The organism is Planococcus citreus, assembly GCF_003664125.1.
In the GTDB taxonomy this organism is placed as follows: Bacteria; Bacillota; Bacilli; order Bacillales_A; family Planococcaceae; genus Planococcus; species Planococcus citreus.
The window spans coordinates 500,643-517,805 of sequence record NZ_RCCP01000001.1 but is presented as its reverse complement, the minus strand read 5'-3'; the positions used below and the strand labels follow the sequence as shown (position 1 = coordinate 517,805).

The following is a 17,163-nucleotide window of genomic DNA, read 5'->3' as shown; positions in this document are numbered from 1 at the left end:
GTGCTGTGGATATTATACAGTGATTTTTTCTGCACGTAAATGAAAAGAAATTATGGATGGGGAAATTCGAGGAATTCCGTGTGCGCTGACTCGATTTTAGCCTGCCCATTAGTCAGTTCATTGACCCAGTCGATAAAAGCTTGTTCTTTTTCGACCGGCACATGGATGGATAGCACCACGGCATCAGAATAATCGATCCCTGCCAACGGATAATCCGACTGGCGAATTTCGTTTTCGATTTTGCCGAGCCAAGTATAATCGATAGACACTTTCATCAAATGGTGCAGGCGCCGTTCCACCACGCCGCTAGCGGCAATCGCTTCCGACGCGGATTTTCCGTACGCACGGATCAGCCCGCCGCCTCCGAGTTTGATGCCGCCATAATAGCGCGTCACCACTAGCACAGTATCCTTTAATCCTTGTTTTTTCAGCACTTCCAGCATAGGAACGCCCGCCGTTCCACTTGGTTCCCCGTCGTCATTCGCTTTTTGGATGGAATCGTGTTCACCGATGATGTAAGCTGAACAATTATGGGTAGCCTGGCGATGTTTGGATTTGATGGAATCGATGAAAGCGATCGCTTCCGACTCCGTTTCTGCCCTTGCTGCATGGCCGATAAAACGGGATTTGTTTATGAGTATTTCTGCATTGGCAGAAGAACCTACTGTTATGTAATTTTCTCGCATTTTTATTCCCCCTGTTGTAAAATGAAATCAGATAATTTGTAATGTATTCTTAATATGCTGTTGCGTATATAGTGATATACTTGTTAAAGCCCGTAAGGCGAAAGAAGCAAAGAGACGGATGGTTACAGTAAGTATAGCTAAGGCGGTTTTAGAATGGCAAAGAAAAACGATGGAACTTCATTAGATTCCATCTTTGACGAGCTGGTCGCAAAGATGGACCAGTCGAAACAGGATATTTTCGCCATTAGCGAAGAAAGTCGCCGCAGCTATGAAGAGATGAAGGACGAATTGGAGAATGTCAGGGCGAATATCAGCCGCATCATCGCGGAAGGTGACGCACTTGAAGAGCGGACCCGCTCGGCACGCCGGCGACTCGCAGAACTATCGGGTTCATTCGAATCTTTCACTGAAAGCCAGGTTCGTGAAGCTTTTGAGCTGGCCAACGAACTGCAAGTGCAATTATCCTTGAACCGCGCCGAGGAAAAAAAGTTTCGGCAAAAGCGGGACCGCCTGCAGCGCAAGCTTCAGAAGTTACTTCAGACGATCGAGCGTGCAGAGCGGCTAGTCAATCAAATCAATGTGGCCACCAATTATTTAGCGTCGGATCTGGAAGATTTCGGGGACGCGGTCGACAAGTCGAAGAGCAAGCAGGATTACAGCTTAAGGATTATCGAAGCCCAGGAAGAAGAGCGCAAGAGGCTATCGCGTGAAATCCACGACGGACCAGCCCAGATGATGGCGAACGTCCTGCTGCGTTCCGATCTGATTGAAAAAACCTACCGCGAAAAAGGTGCGGATAAGGCCTTCAAGGAAATTTCTTCGTTAAAGGATATGGTAAGGCAAGCGCTTACGGAAGTCAGGCGCATCATCTATGACTTGCGACCAATGGCGCTTGATGATCTCGGGCTGGTCCCGACATTGAAAAAATATCTGGAGACGATTGAAGAATACAATCGCGGTGTCCGGCTGTCTTTCCATTCCAATGGTAACGAGGTACGGCTCCCGAATAATTTTGAAACTTCTATTTTCCGGCTCGTGCAAGAAGCGGTCTCGAATGCGATTCGCCACGGCAAATCGACAGATATCGAAGTCAAGATGGAATGGCTCACTGAACAGGTGTCCATCATCATCAAAGACAATGGTTCCGGCTTTGACCAGGAAATCGTCAAAGACCAGTCATTCGGCTTGACCGGCATGAGGGAACGGATCGAATTGATCGGCGGGGAATTCTTCATCAACTCCACGCTCGGCGAAGGAACGGTGTTAATGTTTCATATCCCGCTGAAGGCGGGTATGTAAGATATGGTATTTTGAGGAGGACGACATAATGACAAAAATTATTATTATTGATGACCACCAATTGTTCCGGGAGGGCGTTAAGCGCATCTTGGACTTCGAAGAATCGTTTGAAGTAGTCGCAGAAGGCGGCGACGGCGAGGAAGTCATCAAGCTGTACGAAGAGCATCAGCCGGATGTTGTGTTGATGGATATCAACATGCCGCAAAAAAACGGCGTCGAAGCAACGGGAGAACTAATTGAGAGATTCCCGGACGCCAAAGTCATTATGCTGTCCATTCACGATGATGAATCGTATGTGACGCATGCCCTTAAAACAGGCGCGCTCGGCTATATGCTGAAAGAAATGGACGCGGACGCCATCATCCAGGCGATCAAAGTGGTCGCAAAAGGCGGCTCTTACCTGCATCCGAAAGTGACCCGTAATTTGGTGATGGAATTCCGCCGTTTGAGCGAACGTGAAAACAAAGGTTCTTTCCATCAAACAGAGATCCGTCGCCCTTACCATTTACTGACAAAACGCGAAAGCGAAGTTTTGCAGTTATTGACGGACGGACAGAGCAACCGCGTAATCGGTGAAACTTTGTTCATCTCAGAAAAAACAGTCAAAAACCACGTCTCGAGCATCCTGCAAAAAATGCAGGTCAATGACCGTACTCAGGCTGTCGTTACAGCCATTAAAAACGGTTGGGTAGAAGTACGTTAAAAAAACATTTGGCGGCAGCGGGTTCCGATGCCGAAAATTAAAAAAAGCGCTGGAAGCAAAAGCTTCCGGCGCTTTTTTACATGCGTCCGATACAGAACTGATAGATCGATGCAGTGACCAGACAGTCCCCGAGCGCATCGTGTGCATTGTGTTCGAGCTCGAGATAGGCGGATAGTGTCGTCAATTTATGATTCGGCGTTTCGGTGATGAATTTACGTGCCAGCCTGACCGTATCGATGACTTGATAAGGCGGCACCGGCGTGATGTGCTCAAGCGCATAGAGAAATCCCATATCAAATGGTGCGTTGTGGGCGACAATCGGCAAATCGCCGATAAAGTCAATCAGTTGGGGAGCGATTTCCTCGATGACTGGCGCATCTTGGACGTCTCCGTTGCGGATGCCGGTGATGCGGGTGATCGTGCTGGAAATCGGCCGTTCCGGATTGATCAGCATGTACATCGTATCTTGTTGTTGATGCCCGATATATTTAACGGCACCGATTTGGATGATCTTATCATCGCCGGCACGCAAGCCAGTCGTTTCAAAATCCAGCACGATATAGTCGTTTGCCGGTTCCATCGTCAAATTGTATTTTTTCGCTCGTGCAGCGGTTCTTTTTTTCGGATACGTACGTGTGTCACGCATCTTTTGGTTGAGCAAGCGCTCTGCTTCCCATTTTTCCAAATGATCGTCTCCTTTCGGTTTCTTTCCATTGTACATGACAGCGGAAGGAATTGTCCTGTCGCGTATTGACACTGTTTCTTCATTGTATTCCGCGCGAGGCTATGGCAAAATGAGCGCAGGAGGAATGCATCATGAAAAAATGGATAGTTGCAACTGGGCTCATATTGGCGCTCGCAGGTTGTTCAGACGAAAACGATTCGTCGGTCAATAGCAATACTGCAGAAGACGGCAATGCCACCAATGAAAATAATGCGGTTGAACACGGCATCACAGACCAAGAAGTAGGGTTTACATTGGACGATGAGGGAGACGTCATCGCTGCGGATGTTCCAGAAGCTGAAAAGCAGGAACTCCTTGGCGCGTATGAGGAATACATCGCGGCTTTTAATGCGGAAGACATGGACCGCTATATGGCGACCATCGCGGAAAATCCCGATGGCTTTGATCGTGAAGAAGACCAGCAGGCATTGAGCGAAGCCTTCGAAAACTACGACACAACATATACGACGAGCGACGAAACAATCGTCAAATACGAAGAGGACCGGGCTGAAGTGTTTGCCACCATCGATGTGGAAATGAATGAAGCCGGCACAGAACAAGGGATGCAGCAATCCGGGCGCCAAGTGGTCGTTTTCAAGAAAGAGCAAGGCGACTGGAAAGTGACGAGCCTGCATTTCATCGGAAATCAATAATGGAAAACTAAACGAAAGGCTTTTCCTGGCAGGCAAATGGATGCTTGTAGCCGGAAAAGCTTTTTTGGATTCGCGCCAGTTTAAAAATAGTGAAAACAGACCGTCCAATGGATCGGATTTTTTGTCTATTGGCAGGCAAGTTTTGGTAAGATAGCAGTGGAGGCTGATTGAAAATGAAAACAGCAATTGTAACAGACAGCACAGCGTATATTCCGCAGCAGCAAGCAAATGATAAAGGCATACATGTGGTGCCTTTGCAGATTACATTCGGCAATGAGTCCTATGCGGAAACCGAATTGGATACTGTGGAATTTTACGAAAAAGCGCGTGAAGAGCTCCCGAAAACCTCTCAGCCGCCAGTCGGTGAGTTCATTTCATTATACGAGCAACTTTCAGGGCAACATGAGGAAGTCATAGCCATTCACCTGTCCAGCGGCATCAGCGGAACAATGGCTGGGTCGAAGCAGGCGGGAGAGATGACCGAAGGCGTGGATGTCCACGTGTTCGATTCTGAAATCGCTTGTGCCGTTCAAGGGTTCTATGCGCTAAAAGCAGCGGAACTGGCGGAGCAAGGCATGGATGCCAAAGGGATTTTGGCAGAACTTGAGGAAATGAAAAAAACGCTGCGTGCTTATTTCATGGTGGAAGACCTTCGCCATTTGCAACGCGGCGGGCGTTTATCAGGGGCCCAGGCTTTGGTCGGCAGCATGCTTCAGATCAAACCGTTGCTGCATTTCCAGGACAAGCTGATCGTCCCGTATGAAAAGATCCGCACACGAAAAAAGGCGATGAATCGCATTGCGGAAGAATTGAAAAAAGACTGCGGCAAAGAACCGCTTCAAGCGACGGTCATCCACGCCAACCGGCTCGAAGAAGCGGAAAAATGGAAAGCGGAGCTTGAACTGGCCTGCCCGGATGTGGAATTCACGATTTCTCATTTCGGCCCGGTCATCGGCACGCATTTAGGAGAAGGCGCAATGGGCCTTGGCTGGGCAAAGAAATGACCGGCCAAGGCCTTTTGGCTATAAAAAAAGGAGGAAATCCATGCAAGCAATCGAAGCATTTTTAACAGGGAGGATATGGATAAAGCCATTCATTCCGTTCCCAAAAGAAGTCATACAGGAAGCAATCGAGAAAGGCAGCGCACGCGTAGTTAGCGGTATATCGGCTGACGGCCAGTGTGCAAGATGCCTTGAGACGTCGCCCGATTATGTGATTCCATTCCAATGCGCAACGTGCGGCGAAGTTTGCCGCTATTGCCGGACATGCATCAAGATGGGGCGTATCAGCAGTTGCACGGAATTGGTTTTATGGACATCTCCCGCACTTCCAAAATCAGCCCCACGTGCCTTTGGCTGGGCCGGCAGCCTGACGCCCCAGCAGGCAAACGCATCGCAAGCCATCTCCGACAGCATCCGAAAGCAAGAAGATCACCTCTTGTATGCCGTATGCGGTGCCGGCAAAACAGAAATTCTATTTTCCCCGATCCACGAAGCGCTACAAAAAGGATTGCGCATTTGTGTGGCTGCACCGCGCACCGACGTCATCCTCGAATTGTCCCCCAGATTCAAGCAGGCATTCCCGGATGCCAACGTCCATACACTCTACGGCGATAGCCCTGAACAAGCGGGGTACGGCGAAATCATCCTGGCCACCACCCACCAATTGTATCGATTTCAGGAAGCCTTTGATTTACTATTCGTCGATGAAGCGGATGCTTTTCCATATTCGCTTGACCCATCACTTGAACGGGCCGTGAAAAAAGCCGCCAAGCCGTCCGCTCCCGTCGTCTACATTTCTGCCACTCCATCCAAAACTCTCCGAAAACAGATTGCCGGACACTCCACCATATTCAGGCGTTACCATGGCGCGCCACTGCCAGTTCCCACTTACCGATCGATGTGGAATTATGAACGCCATATCCAAAAAGGCAAAATCCCTGCTCCGTTAAAAGATTGGATAGAAGACAAGCTGCAGAAAAAACAGCCGTTCCTTTTATTCTTTCCATCTATTCAATTGATTGAGCAAGCAAGCCCGTTGCTGCACAAAATCGATTGCGCAATCGCTGCAGTCCATTCGAAAGATCCACAGCGCAAAGAAAAAGTGATGCAGTTGAGGGATGGTGGCTTATCAGGCCTTGCCACATCCACTATATTAGAACGCGGCATCACCATCCCCCATTTGCAAGTCGCCGTCATCGGGGCCGACCACTGTGTATTCGACCGGGCAGCGCTCATCCAAATTGCCGGGAGGGTCGGGCGAAGCGCGGAAGACCCTACTGGGGACGTCATCTTTTTCCACAATGGCATCACCAGGCAAATGGATGCGGCCAGGGAAGAGATTCTCTTCTATAACAAGTTGGGAAAAGCATGAACTGCTGTTTATGCGATCAAGTATTGCGCTTTGCCCCTTCGTGGCGCGGCATTTTCCTCTATGAACCTCCGGAATTGCTCTGCCAGCCGTGCCGGAATGAGTTTTCAAAAATTACCGGACAAGGCTGTAAATATTGCGGCAAAGAGGGCGAAGCTGTTTGCCGTGATTGCCATTACTGGGAAGAGCATGGCTACCGGGGCCTTATCCACTCAGGAAAAAGCCTTTACCGCTACAACGATGCCATGAAAGACTGGTTCCACCAATACAAGTTTTTAAAAGATGTCTTATTGGCACAAGTGTTTGCGAAGGATTTAAGGGAAGCCTTGGCGAACGAGCGAGCGCTAATCGTGCCGATTCCGCTGAATGCCGAGAAGCTGCGCGAACGAAGCTTTTCACAAGTGGACGAATTGCTATTGGCGGCGGGGATTCCGTACAGTCATCTGCTGGAAAAATGCGGTGAAACTTTGGGGGAGAAAACCCGCGAGGAACGGATGGCGACAAAGCAATTGTTTCGATTGAACGAGAGAGTGGTCCCGAAACAACTGGTGCTGGTGGATGATCTCTATACCACAGGCACAACGATGCGACAGGCAGCAAAAACTTTGCAGGAAGCGGGCGCAGAGTCGATCCGCATACTCACGTTGATTCGCGCGTAATTGAACAGTCAATTGACTCTTAGGCAATAAAAAAGCAGCTGCATAGCAGCCGCCTGTATTAATGTTCGTAAATCATTTTGCGTGTCATGCCGCCATCAATCGTCAAACATTCGCCGGTAATGAAAGAATTATCAGGATTCGACAAGAATAAGCACGCTCTAGCGATATCGTCTGTGGTACCGACACGCCCGCTCCAATGCTGCTCATGGTCGACTTTACGCAGTTCATCCTTATCGCCGGTATGTATCCAGCCAGGGGCAATCGAGTTAACGCGGATGCCTTTTGTATGAAGGCTTGCTGCGAGTGAATGGCTGAGCGCAAAAATCCCGCCTTTGGATGCAGAGTAGCTTTCCGTCCCTTGTTCTGACATGAACGCTCTCGTTGATGACATATTGACGATTGACCGGATGTCTTCATCCATATAACGGGCAGCTTCGCGGCTGCAGATAAAGACGCTCTTCAAATTCGTATTGAGCACGCGGTCCCAATCTTCTTCCGTCAATTCCCAAAGCGGCGTGAATTCCGAAATTCCGGCGTTGTTGATCAGCACATGGATGCTGCCATGGGATTTGTGGATGTCGGAGAAGACGCGTTCAACTTCCGAAAAACTTCCTACATCGCAGCGGCGGTATTCCACTCCGTCGATTTCGACTTTTTCAATATCCAGGCCGATGACGTTCGCGCCTTCTCTTTGGAAATAGTGTGCTACAGTTTTCCCGATGCCTTGTGCGGCACCAGTCACTACAATCGTTTTATTTGTAAACATGGGCTTCATCTCCTTGTCATATAGTTTACCTTTTTACTATAGTGCTGAAACTTTTTACGTTTCAAGAAGGATTCCGGAGGGAACAACTAGAAATAGATAGATAGCAAAACAGAAGGAGGAGTTCACATGCTGCAATTCAACATCAGAGGCGAGAATATTGAGGTAACTCCCGCAATACGCGAACACATCGAGAAGAAGGTAGAGAAAATCGAACGCTACTTCACCGATGGAGCGAATGCAACAGCGATGGTCAACTTGAAAACGTATAACCATAGCCAAACAAAAGTGGAAGTTACAATTCCGATGAAAAACTTAACATTACGTGCAGAAGAACGGCACGATGACCTCTATGCAGCGATCGATTTGATCGTTTCAAAACTGGAACGTCAAATCCGCAAGTATAAAACGAAAGTCAATCGTAAATTCCGTGACCGCGAAGGAATGGGCCTTGCGTTTGCACAAGCCGAAAGCGAAGCACAAAACAACGGTGCTGCGGAATCGGATGATGAAGAAGACTTGAAAATCGTCCGCACAAAACAATTCGATTTGAAACCGATGGACGAGGAAGAAGCGGTTCTTCAGATGAATATGCTCGGGCATAGTTTCTTCGTCTTCACAGACGCTGAATCAAATGGCACGAACATCGTCTACAAACGTAAAGACGGTTCATACGGATTGATTGAAACAACTTCATAATAGTGGAAGCCTCCTGTAACGGGAGGCTTTTGTTATGCAGTTATTTACATATACGTGTCTTGTTTTTTCTTGATTGTAGATGTATCAGCAATCGGTTCTTTTTGACATAAATTTGCGCATGGGTGAAAAATGCATTGTTTGCACGCTTTATAGTGCAGTGTTAAAATGAATGGTGAGATTTTTTTTTTGAAAATGCTGCATATGATTAAGATAAACCCAAAGAATGAAAATATGAGCAATCGCGGTTTCTATGCTGTCTTCAGCCGGAATCGCCATGCAGGGAGCGGTTAAACATGCTTGGAGTATTGAATAAAGTATTTGACCCGAACAAACGGGATTTAAAACGATTGGAAAAAGTGTCAGATCAGGTGGAAGCGCTGGCCGATGAGTATACGGCTAAGACAGACGAAGCCTTAAAAGCAAAAACAGTCGAATTCACAGCGCGTTTCGAACAAGGCGAGTCACTCGACGACATGCTGCCTGAGGCATTCGCGACAGTGCGCGAGGCATCGAAGCGCGTACTGGGAATGTATCCATTCCGTGTCCAGATCATGGGGGCCGCATCGCTTCATCAAGGGAATATTTCCGAGATGAAGACCGGTGAAGGTAAAACTTTGACTTCGACGATGGCCGTCTATTTGAATGCCATCACGAAAAAAGGCGTCCATGTCGTGACCGTCAACGAATACTTGGCGAGCCGCGATGCGGAAGAAATGGGCCAACTTTATAACTGGCTCGGTTTGACGGTCGGACTCAACGTCAACAGCCTGACAAAAGAACAAAAACGTGAAGCTTATCAAGCGGACATTACGTACAGCACAAATAATGAGCTTGGCTTTGATTATTTGCGCGATAATATGGTGCTATATAAAGAAGACATGGTCCAGCGCCCGCTTCATTTTGCCGTCATCGATGAAGTCGATTCAATCTTGATCGATGAAGCGCGGACGCCATTGATCATTTCAGGGCAAGCGGCGAAGTCTGCACAGCTTTATATGCAGGCAAACGCGTTCGGCCGCCTGCTGCAGAAAGATACGGATTACGCTTATGATGAAACAACAAAAGGTGTCGTGTTGACGGAAGAAGGTATTGAAAAAGTCGAGAAAGCCTTCAGCATCGATAATTTATTCGATTTGACCCACGTGCGTCTGAATCACGCGATCAACCAATCGCTAAAAGCGCATGTGACGATGCAAAAAGACGTCGACTATGTCGTCCAGGACGGCGAAGTGGTCATTGTTGACCAATTCACTGGCCGCCTCATGAAAGGCCGCCGCTATTCGGACGGTCTCCACCAGGCGATTGAAGCAAAAGAAGGCCTCGAAGTCCAAAACGAATCGATGACGATGGCGACAATCACGTTCCAGAACTACTTCCGCAAATATGAGAAATTGTCAGGTATGACCGGTACGGCAAAAACGGAAGAAGAAGAGTTCCGCAATATCTACAATATGAATGTCATCTCCATTCCGACGAATAAACCGATCATCCGTGATGACCGTGTCGATTTGATTTATGCGACAACGGAAGGCAAGTACAAAGCGGTTTCCGAGGACATTATTGAGCGCCATAAAAAAGGGCAGCCGGTTCTTGTCGGTACCGTTGCGATTGAAACGTCCGAAATCATTTCCGCGTATTTGACCAAAAAAGGCATCAAGCATTCGGTCTTGAATGCGAAAAACCACGCACATGAAGCTGAAATCATCCTAGATGCCGGCCAAAAAGGCGCCGTCACGATTGCCACGAATATGGCAGGGCGCGGAACGGATATCAAATTGGGTGAAGGCGTCATCGAAGCGGGCGGCCTCGCGGTCATCGGTACGGAACGCCACGAATCCCGCCGCATCGATAACCAGCTGCGCGGCCGTTCCGGACGCCAGGGAGATCCCGGCGTGACGCAATTCTATCTATCGCTTGAAGATGATTTGATGCGCCGCTTCGGTTCGGACTCCATGCGCAATATGATGGGCAAACTGGGTATGGACGACTCCCAGCCGCTGCAATCACGCATGGTGACGCGTTCTGTCGAATCCGCACAAAAACGGGTGGAAGGCAATAACTTCGATGCACGGAAACGTCTTTTGCAGTACGATGATGTGTTGCGCGAGCAGCGTGAAATCATCTATAAAGAGCGGATGGAAGTGCTCGAGACGGACAATATGCGTGAACTTGTCGACAATATGATCGATAGTTCGATCGGCCGTATGGTTGCAAGCTATACAACAGCTGAAAAGCCTGAAGAATGGCACTTGAAGTCCTTAACGGAAGTGATTTCCGCCAATCTCTTGCCGGAAGATACCATCACCGAACAAGATCTAGAAGGCAAGACGCAAGAACAGATTATCGAATTTATCCGCGAGAAAGTAACAGCGCATTATGACGAAAAAGAAGTCGAAATGACACCTACCCGCATGCGCGAATTCGAGAAAGTAGTTCTCCTGCGTTCGATCGATACGAAGTGGATCGACCACATCGATGCGATGGACCAGTTGAGACAAGGGATTCACTTGCGTGCATATGGCCAGAATGACCCGCTTCGTGAATACCAGAACGAAGGCTTTGCCATGTTCGAAGCGATGATCGAGGCGATTGAAGATGACGTGGCGAAATACGCCATGAAAGCGGAAATCAAGAACAATCTCGAGCGTGAAGAAGTGGCAAAAGGCCAAGCCGTCAACCCGAAAGAAGGCGGGGATGCACCACGCAAGAGAAAAGAGCCGGCACGCCGCGAGATGGAAGTCGGGCGCAATGATTTGTGCCCATGCGGCAGCGGCAAGAAATTCAAGAACTGCCACGGGGCAGCTTCGTAAACGATTGTTTATGGCCGAAGAGCAAAAGCTCTTCGGCATTATTATGAGGAGGAACTTTATATGATGGAATTAGCGGATATTCGCAACGAGCTTGACAAAACAGCCGAAAAACTGGCGGACTTCAGGGGGTCTCTTTGACTTAGAAAACAAAGAGGCACGTATACAGGAATTGGACGAGCGAATGATCGACCCGAATTTCTGGAATAACCAAGAAGAAGCGCAAGTGGTCATTTCCGAAGTGAATGCATTGAAAGATACAGTCAATCGTTACCGCAAGTTCGAGGAAGAGCAAGAGAATATGGAAATGACGCTTGAACTGTTGCGTGAAGAACCGGATGAGGAACTTCACGAAGAAGTAAGCGGGGAACTGAAGCAGTTTCTTAAAGACTTGAACGCGTTCGAGTTGGAGCTTCTATTAAGTGAAGAATACGATAAAAACAATGCCATATTAGAATTACACCCTGGTGCTGGTGGAACAGAATCCCAGGATTGGTGCTCGATGCTGCTGCGCATGTATACGCGCTGGGCTGAGAAACGCGGATTCAAAGTGGAAACTTTGGATTACCTGGCAGGGGATGAAGCCGGCGTCAAATCAGTGACGCTCGGCATTAAAGGGCATAATGCTTACGGCTATTTGAAAGCTGAAAAAGGCGTTCATCGCTTGGTTCGCATTTCGCCGTTTGATTCTTCGGGACGCCGCCACACATCATTTGTATCGTGTGAAGTGATGCCGGAGTTCACGGGCGAAATCGAAATCGATATCCGCACCGAAGATCTGAAAGTCGATACCTACCGTGCAAGTGGTGCGGGTGGACAGCACATCAATACGACAGACTCCGCTGTCCGGATCACCCACTTGCCAACCGGTGCTGTAGTGACTTGCCAACAAGAACGTTCACAGATCAAAAACCGCGAAAAAGCGATGCAAATGCTAAAAGCGAAGCTCTACGCATTGAAAATCGAAGAGCAGGAGCAAGAATTGCTGGAAATCCGCGGTGAGCAAAAAGAAATCGGCTGGGGCAGCCAAATCCGCTCTTACGTTTTCCACCCGTATTCCATGGTCAAAGACCACCGGACGAACTACGAAACAGGGAATTTGCAGGCTGTCATGGATGGTGACTTGGACGGATTTATCCATGCCATGCTGCGTTCAAAAATGCAATAAGCTGAAAAATCCATCTCCAATCATCGTAAATACGACTCCCAAAAGCTATTGCTCAATAGAGCGGTGGCGTTTGGGGGTTTTTTTACGCGTGAAAAGGCAATAGAAGAACAAGAAGCTTATATTTGCCAAGGAGGTTTTGGATATGATGACCCATCAATTATTGGTCTTGCTGATCATTGGCTATATCGTCTATACAATCGACATTAAAAAGAACTTTTTCCCCGTTCCCGTCGTATTGGTGGCGATCGGCTTAGGGCTTTCATTTATTCCGTATTTTGATGAATTCAATATTTCGAAGGACATCATCTTCAATGTTTTCTTGCCGGCAATGTTGTTTACCTCTGCTTATCAGTTTCCTTTGAAGCAGTTAAAACAAAACATCGGCATCATCGTCAGTTTGAGCACGATTGGGCTAATGCTCACAGTTGCTCTGCTCGGCTTGTCCATCTATTTCGCAGGCGGGATATTTACCAGCTTGACCCTCACGGCGGCTTTCTTGCTAGCGGCGATCCTGACGCCGACCGATCCGGTATCGGTGACCGCTATTTTGAAAGAAAGCAGCGGTGCAGAACAGATTGCCGATGTGGTCGAAGGGGAGTCGATGATCAACGACGGGACAAGCATCGTCTTTTTCACGATTTTCCTGACGATGTATCAAACTGGAAACGGGTTTTCATTGGGCAAATTTGTCTCGGAGTTGCTGCTCGTTTCGATTGGCGGTGTCCTTCTCGGAATCGCGGTCGGCTGGCTGATGAGCAAGACGATCCGCTTCACCCAGGATAAAAAATACCAAGTCATGTTAAGCGTGATCGGAGCTTACGGCGCTTTTTATATTGGCGAAGCCATCGGGGTATCGGGTGTGCTCGCGACAGTGGCAGCCGGCATATTCGTCGCTTATGAAATGGGCAGGGACATTAAGGAAGATACGCTCCCTCAGTCATTGGACGGTTTCTGGGATATCGTCACCCCGATTCTATTGGCAGTGTTATTTTTACTGATCGGCATACGCGGTGCAGAGTATCTGGCTTTTTCAGGCTGGTGGTTTGCAATCGTCATTTTCCTTCTGACAGTCGTTGTTCGGTTCATGGTAATTGCACTGTTTATTTACGGTGTTCCTAAATGGAGAAAAGAATTCAAGAACGATTTATCCACAATTACTTTGACAGCATGGTCTGGTATCAAGGGGGCGATGTCTGTAGCCTTGTTATTATGGTTGGAAGAAGCGGCTTCTGGAAAAGATCAGATTCTAATTGCACTGGCTTTTGCAGCGATTCTTTTATCACTTGTCATTCAAAGCATTGGCATTTACCCGCTATCAAAAGTATTAAAAAAACTTCAATAGAAGAAGAGTTGCAAAAATGTCGGAGTTTGCCGTTAGAATACAGCTAGCAGTTCTGTTGAGGAAGGGCTATTGCTTTATCCAGATGAAGTTCACAAAAAACGGGGGGTCTGCTATACTCTGACAGGGTTCAAGTGAATATAGAAGGAAGAGGAATAACAGCTTATGGGCAAACGAAATATACGAAAATCAAAAGATCCACATCCGGTTTTGACGAGCGTGATGGATTATATCTCCGTCTTGGCAGGAGCGGCGATTGTCGCCATTTCATTCAACGTGTTTCTATTACCGAATGAAGTGGCCTCAGGCGGAGTCAGCGGCATCAGTACGATTCTATTTGGCTTGTTTGAATGGAAACCGGCATTCGTCCAATGGGCATTCAATATTCCATTGTTCATCTCGGGCGTCATTTTGCTCGGGAAAAATTTCGGCATCAAGACGGCAGTCGGCACGGTGTTTTTGCCGCTAGTCGTTTTCATGACTGAAGATTGGGAAGCTTGGACGAGAGATCCACTGCTAGGCTCTTTGTTTGGCGGCATCATGGTCGGTCTCGGGCTGGGAATCGTGTTCCGTGGGAAAGCATCGACTGGCGGAACCGATCTTGCCGCGCAGATCATCACCAAATACACCGGCCTGACTCTCGGCACAAGCGTCGCGATCATCGACGGTATGATCGTATTGGCAGCTGCCATCGTTTTTGACATCGAAAAGGGATTGTATGCATTGATCGGATTGTACCTGACAACCAAAACCATCGATTTGGTGCAGGTCGGTTTCAGCCGCTCGAAGATGGTATACATCATTACGAACAAGCAAGTGGAGATCCGGGATGCTATTTACGATGAAGTCGATAGAGGCGTAACGGAATTGACAGCGACCGGTGGCTACTCCGGAAATGAAAAGCCGATTTTGATGGTCGTGATACCGCAGACAGAATTTACAAGGTTGAAACAATTGGTTAAACTGATTGACCCGCAAGCCTTCGTAATTGTTTCCGACGCTTCCGAAGTGCTCGGGGAAGGTTTCAAACGTGCCTAAATTTGGTATACTCCTATAGAAGGTAAAAATAGCAAGACAAAGAGGAGGATTTCCATGAAAAAGCAATTGATGACCGTATTGTTCGGTTCAGTTCTCGTACTTGGCGCATGTGGCGGCGGTGAAGAAACATCTCCTGAAGAGCCAGCTGATACAGGCGGCGATACAGAAACTGAAACAACGACAGTGGATGCAGAAGCAGTCATTCAGCAAAACTGTATTTCATGCCACGGTGAAAACTTAGAGGGCCAAGGCAACTTCCCAGCATTGAATGATGTAGGATCGCGCTTGTCACAAGAAGAAATCCTATCAGTCATTGAAAATGGCCAAGGTGCAATGCCTCCGAACATCATCGAGGGCGAAGAAGCACAAGCCGTAGCAGAATATCTTGCGAACCAACAATAAACCGGCATTTTGCCCGGTTTATTTTTTTTGCCATAAAACAAGGCATTATTATAGATATATGGTAAAAATAAGGTAATTAATGATGAACTAAGACCTTATATTATTAAAATTTCAGATAATTCTTTGTATCGAGACTGAGTCTGAATTGAAATGTAACTGTAACAAAAAAGGGGTTTAGGAGTGTTATAATAACCGTGCTGCAAAATTTGCTATGTACTTGGGAAATAAAATTTGGCGAAATGCCAAATGATATAGGTGGTTTATTTAATGATACAAATGAAGAATGTCTACAAAAAATATCCGAACGGCATTGTGGCACTCAACGGGTTGAATGTTGAGATTGCCCAGGGCGAATTTGTATACATCGTCGGCCCGAGCGGAGCTGGTAAATCCACGTTCATCAAAATGATGTACCGTGAAGAACGCCCGTCTTCAGGGCAAATGCTTGTCGACGGAAAAGATATCGCAAAATTGAAGAACCGGAAAGTGCCATTTCTACGGCGCGACATCGGCGTCGTGTTCCAGGATTTCAAACTATTGCCACGCCTGAACGTCTATGAAAATGTTGCGTTTGCACTCGAGGTCATCGAGGAGAAACCACAAATCATCAAAGAGCGTGTCATGGAAGTGCTGGACATGGTCGGGCTAAAGCACAAAGCGAAGATGTTTCCGCGTGAATTGTCCGGAGGCGAACAGCAACGCGTTTCAATCGCCCGTTCGATTGTCAATACGCCGAAAATCATGATCGCTGATGAGCCGACGGGTAACCTTGACCCGGATACGTCTTGGGACATCATGAATCTTTTCGAACAGATCAACTCGACAGGGACCACCATCATCATGGCAACCCATAACCGTGAGATCGTCAACAAGTTAAGACATCGCGTCATCGCTATTGAAGGCGGGCTGATTGTCCGAGACGCAGCCGGAGGTGATTACGGCTATGAAGATTAGAACATTTGGCCGCCATATCAAAGAAAGCCTCAAGAGCCTTGGCAGAAACGGCTGGATGACGTTTGCATCTGTCAGCGCCGTTACCGTAACTTTGCTGCTTGTTGGCGTGTTCGTCATGATCATGATGAACCTCAATAAAGTCGCTGATGACCTGGAAAACGATGTCGAAATCAAAGTGTTCGTGTCACTGGATGCGGAAGAAGAGGAAATTGCAGAGCTTGAAGAAGAGATATCCGGGCTTGATGGCGTTGAATCAGCCGACTTTTCAACGAAAGAAGAAGAGTTGACGGATCTTGTGCTCGACTTTGGTGAAGAGCTTAGCCTATTCGAGCAAAGCAATCCATTGTTTGACGTTTTCTATGTAAAAGCGACAGAACCTCAGCAGACAGAAACAGTAGCAACAGAAATTGCTGCCCTTGAATATATCGAAGACGTGGAATATGGGGAAGGGAAAATTGAGAAGCTTTTCAATTTCCTTAACGCAGGGCGCAATGTCGGCCTGATCCTTATTCTTGCTTTATTGTTTACGGCGATGTTCTTGATTTCAAATACGATCCGCATCACAATCGTGGCGCGCCGCACCGAAATCGAGATTATGAAGCTCGTCGGGGCGACCAATTGGTTTGTCCGTGTTCCGTTCATTTTGGAAGGCATGTGGCTTGGGATTCTCGGTTCCATTATACCGATCGGCCTCGTTGTACTTCTTTACCAGAAGATTACGGAATTTGCACAACCGCGGCTCAGCGGGGAACTCTTCCAACTACTTGAGTTTTCACCTTTCATCTACCAAGTGAGCGCGTTGATCTTGGCGATGGGTGTCTTTATCGGGATTTGGGGAAGTTTTATGTCCATTCGCAAGTTCTTACGTGTATAATCAATCAAAGGCCTATGGTCGCATC

17 protein-coding genes are annotated in these 17,163 nt (G+C 47.7%); 14 read left to right on the top strand and 3 right to left on the bottom strand.

Going from position 1 to position 17,163, the window contains the following annotated elements; translation table 11 throughout:
* Positions 1 to 50: 50 nt before the first annotated feature.
* A complete protein-coding gene (locus DFR62_RS02665) occupies positions 51 to 686 on the bottom strand; it encodes a YigZ family protein (protein WP_121297906.1) in 636 nt (211 codons plus the stop codon).
* A 153-nt stretch (positions 687 to 839) separates the two neighbouring features.
* Here DFR62_RS02665 and DFR62_RS02660 point away from each other — a divergent pair, with 153 nt between their 5' ends.
* Positions 840 to 1,985 (top strand): sensor histidine kinase, encoded by a 1,146-nt coding sequence (locus tag DFR62_RS02660; RefSeq protein ID WP_121297905.1) that lies wholly within the window; start codon positions 840 to 842, stop codon positions 1,983 to 1,985.
* 28 nt (positions 1,986 to 2,013) lie between these two features.
* Positions 2,014 to 2,688 carry a response regulator transcription factor gene (locus DFR62_RS02655; RefSeq protein ID WP_058383351.1) on the top strand — a complete coding sequence of 225 codons (675 nt, stop codon included), beginning with the start codon at positions 2,014 to 2,016 and terminating at the stop codon, positions 2,686 to 2,688.
* 76 nt (positions 2,689 to 2,764) lie between these two features.
* Here DFR62_RS02655 and DFR62_RS02650 read toward each other — a convergent pair whose 3' ends face one another.
* A complete protein-coding gene (locus DFR62_RS02650; RefSeq protein ID WP_121297904.1) occupies positions 2,765 to 3,373 on the bottom strand; it encodes a 3'-5' exonuclease in 609 nt (202 codons plus the stop codon).
* 131 nt (positions 3,374 to 3,504) lie between these two features.
* On the opposite strand from DFR62_RS02650, the gene DFR62_RS02645 reads away from it, so the two are divergent.
* From DFR62_RS02645 to DFR62_RS17485, 4 genes are all read left to right on the top strand, one after another.
* Positions 3,505 to 4,065: a DUF4440 domain-containing protein gene (locus DFR62_RS02645; RefSeq protein WP_121297903.1), complete on the top strand. Its 561-nt coding sequence runs from the start codon at positions 3,505 to 3,507 to the stop codon at positions 4,063 to 4,065.
* 173 nt (positions 4,066 to 4,238) lie between these two features.
* Entirely contained in the window at positions 4,239 to 5,069 is an 831-nt protein-coding gene (locus DFR62_RS02640) for a DegV family protein (RefSeq protein ID WP_121297902.1), read from the top strand.
* 40 nt (positions 5,070 to 5,109) lie between these two features.
* The gene (locus tag DFR62_RS02635; protein ID WP_121297901.1) at positions 5,110 to 6,438 is read left to right on the top strand and encodes an ATP-dependent helicase ComFA; all 1,329 of its coding nucleotides are present in this window, start codon (positions 5,110 to 5,112) and stop codon (positions 6,436 to 6,438) included.
* The gene (locus DFR62_RS17485; RefSeq protein ID WP_121297900.1) at positions 6,435 to 7,094 is read left to right on the top strand and encodes a ComF family protein; all 660 of its coding nucleotides are present in this window, start codon (positions 6,435 to 6,437) and stop codon (positions 7,092 to 7,094) included. Before DFR62_RS02635 ends, DFR62_RS17485 begins: the two co-directional genes overlap by 4 nt.
* 58 nt (positions 7,095 to 7,152) lie before the next feature.
* Here DFR62_RS17485 and DFR62_RS02625 read toward each other — a convergent pair whose 3' ends face one another.
* Positions 7,153 to 7,860 (bottom strand): SDR family NAD(P)-dependent oxidoreductase, encoded by a 708-nt coding sequence (locus tag DFR62_RS02625; RefSeq protein WP_121297899.1) that lies wholly within the window; start codon positions 7,858 to 7,860, stop codon positions 7,153 to 7,155.
* Positions 7,861 to 7,986: 126 nt separating this feature from the next.
* On the opposite strand from DFR62_RS02625, the gene hpf reads away from it, so the two are divergent.
* From hpf to ftsX, 8 genes are all read left to right on the top strand, one after another.
* Positions 7,987 to 8,556: a ribosome hibernation-promoting factor, HPF/YfiA family gene (gene hpf / locus DFR62_RS02620; protein WP_121297898.1), complete on the top strand. Its 570-nt coding sequence runs from the start codon at positions 7,987 to 7,989 to the stop codon at positions 8,554 to 8,556.
* 293 nt (positions 8,557 to 8,849) lie between these two features.
* A complete protein-coding gene (secA, locus tag DFR62_RS02615) occupies positions 8,850 to 11,366 on the top strand; it encodes a preprotein translocase subunit SecA (RefSeq protein ID WP_121297897.1) in 2,517 nt (838 codons plus the stop codon).
* 63 nt (positions 11,367 to 11,429) lie between these two features.
* A protein-coding gene (gene prfB, locus DFR62_RS02610) for a peptide chain release factor 2 (protein ID WP_121299458.1) occupies positions 11,430 to 12,531 on the top strand; the annotation gives its coding sequence in 2 pieces (ribosomal slippage) (positions 11,430 to 11,501 and positions 11,503 to 12,531; 1,101 coding nt in all).
* Positions 12,532 to 12,673: 142 nt separating this feature from the next.
* Positions 12,674 to 13,873 carry a cation:proton antiporter gene (locus DFR62_RS02605; protein WP_121297896.1) on the top strand — a complete coding sequence of 400 codons (1,200 nt, stop codon included), beginning with the start codon at positions 12,674 to 12,676 and terminating at the stop codon, positions 13,871 to 13,873.
* Between the two features lie 219 nt (positions 13,874 to 14,092).
* Positions 14,093 to 14,908 carry a YitT family protein gene (locus tag DFR62_RS02600; protein ID WP_407951589.1) on the top strand — a complete coding sequence of 272 codons (816 nt, stop codon included), beginning with the start codon at positions 14,093 to 14,095 and terminating at the stop codon, positions 14,906 to 14,908.
* Between the two features lie 54 nt (positions 14,909 to 14,962).
* Positions 14,963 to 15,310 carry a cytochrome c551 gene (cccB, locus tag DFR62_RS02595; RefSeq protein WP_058383362.1) on the top strand — a complete coding sequence of 116 codons (348 nt, stop codon included), beginning with the start codon at positions 14,963 to 14,965 and terminating at the stop codon, positions 15,308 to 15,310.
* Between the two features lie 267 nt (positions 15,311 to 15,577).
* Positions 15,578 to 16,264 carry a cell division ATP-binding protein FtsE gene (gene ftsE / locus DFR62_RS02590; protein WP_121297895.1) on the top strand — a complete coding sequence of 229 codons (687 nt, stop codon included), beginning with the start codon at positions 15,578 to 15,580 and terminating at the stop codon, positions 16,262 to 16,264.
* Positions 16,254 to 17,138: a permease-like cell division protein FtsX gene (gene ftsX / locus DFR62_RS02585; RefSeq protein WP_121297894.1), complete on the top strand. Its 885-nt coding sequence runs from the start codon at positions 16,254 to 16,256 to the stop codon at positions 17,136 to 17,138. Before ftsE ends, ftsX begins: the two co-directional genes overlap by 11 nt.
* The last annotated feature ends 25 nt before the right edge of the window (positions 17,139 to 17,163 follow it).

What these genes read in the sequence shown, in the direction of transcription:
- DFR62_RS02665 (WP_121297906.1), bottom strand. Translation starts at nt 686, where the DNA reads ATGCGAGAAAATTACATAACAGTAGGTTCTTCTGCCAATGCAGAAATA.
- DFR62_RS02660 (WP_121297905.1), top strand. Translation starts at nt 840, where the DNA reads ATGGCAAAGAAAAACGATGGAACTTCATTAGATTCCATCTTTGACGAG.
- DFR62_RS02655 (WP_058383351.1), top strand. Translation starts at nt 2,014, where the DNA reads ATGACAAAAATTATTATTATTGATGACCACCAATTGTTCCGGGAGGGC.
- DFR62_RS02645 (WP_121297903.1), top strand. Translation starts at nt 3,505, where the DNA reads ATGAAAAAATGGATAGTTGCAACTGGGCTCATATTGGCGCTCGCAGGT.
- DFR62_RS02640 (WP_121297902.1), top strand. Translation starts at nt 4,239, where the DNA reads ATGAAAACAGCAATTGTAACAGACAGCACAGCGTATATTCCGCAGCAG.
- DFR62_RS02635 (WP_121297901.1), top strand. Translation starts at nt 5,110, where the DNA reads ATGCAAGCAATCGAAGCATTTTTAACAGGGAGGATATGGATAAAGCCA.
- DFR62_RS17485 (WP_121297900.1), top strand. Translation starts at nt 6,435, where the DNA reads ATGAACTGCTGTTTATGCGATCAAGTATTGCGCTTTGCCCCTTCGTGG.
- DFR62_RS02625 (WP_121297899.1), bottom strand. Translation starts at nt 7,860, where the DNA reads ATGTTTACAAATAAAACGATTGTAGTGACTGGTGCCGCACAAGGCATC.
- hpf (WP_121297898.1), top strand. Translation starts at nt 7,987, where the DNA reads ATGCTGCAATTCAACATCAGAGGCGAGAATATTGAGGTAACTCCCGCA.
- secA (WP_121297897.1), top strand. Translation starts at nt 8,850, where the DNA reads ATGCTTGGAGTATTGAATAAAGTATTTGACCCGAACAAACGGGATTTA.
- DFR62_RS02605 (WP_121297896.1), top strand. Translation starts at nt 12,674, where the DNA reads ATGATGACCCATCAATTATTGGTCTTGCTGATCATTGGCTATATCGTC.
- DFR62_RS02600 (WP_407951589.1), top strand. Translation starts at nt 14,093, where the DNA reads ATGGATTATATCTCCGTCTTGGCAGGAGCGGCGATTGTCGCCATTTCA.
- cccB (WP_058383362.1), top strand. Translation starts at nt 14,963, where the DNA reads ATGAAAAAGCAATTGATGACCGTATTGTTCGGTTCAGTTCTCGTACTT.
- ftsE (WP_121297895.1), top strand. Translation starts at nt 15,578, where the DNA reads ATGATACAAATGAAGAATGTCTACAAAAAATATCCGAACGGCATTGTG.
- ftsX (WP_121297894.1), top strand. Translation starts at nt 16,254, where the DNA reads ATGAAGATTAGAACATTTGGCCGCCATATCAAAGAAAGCCTCAAGAGC.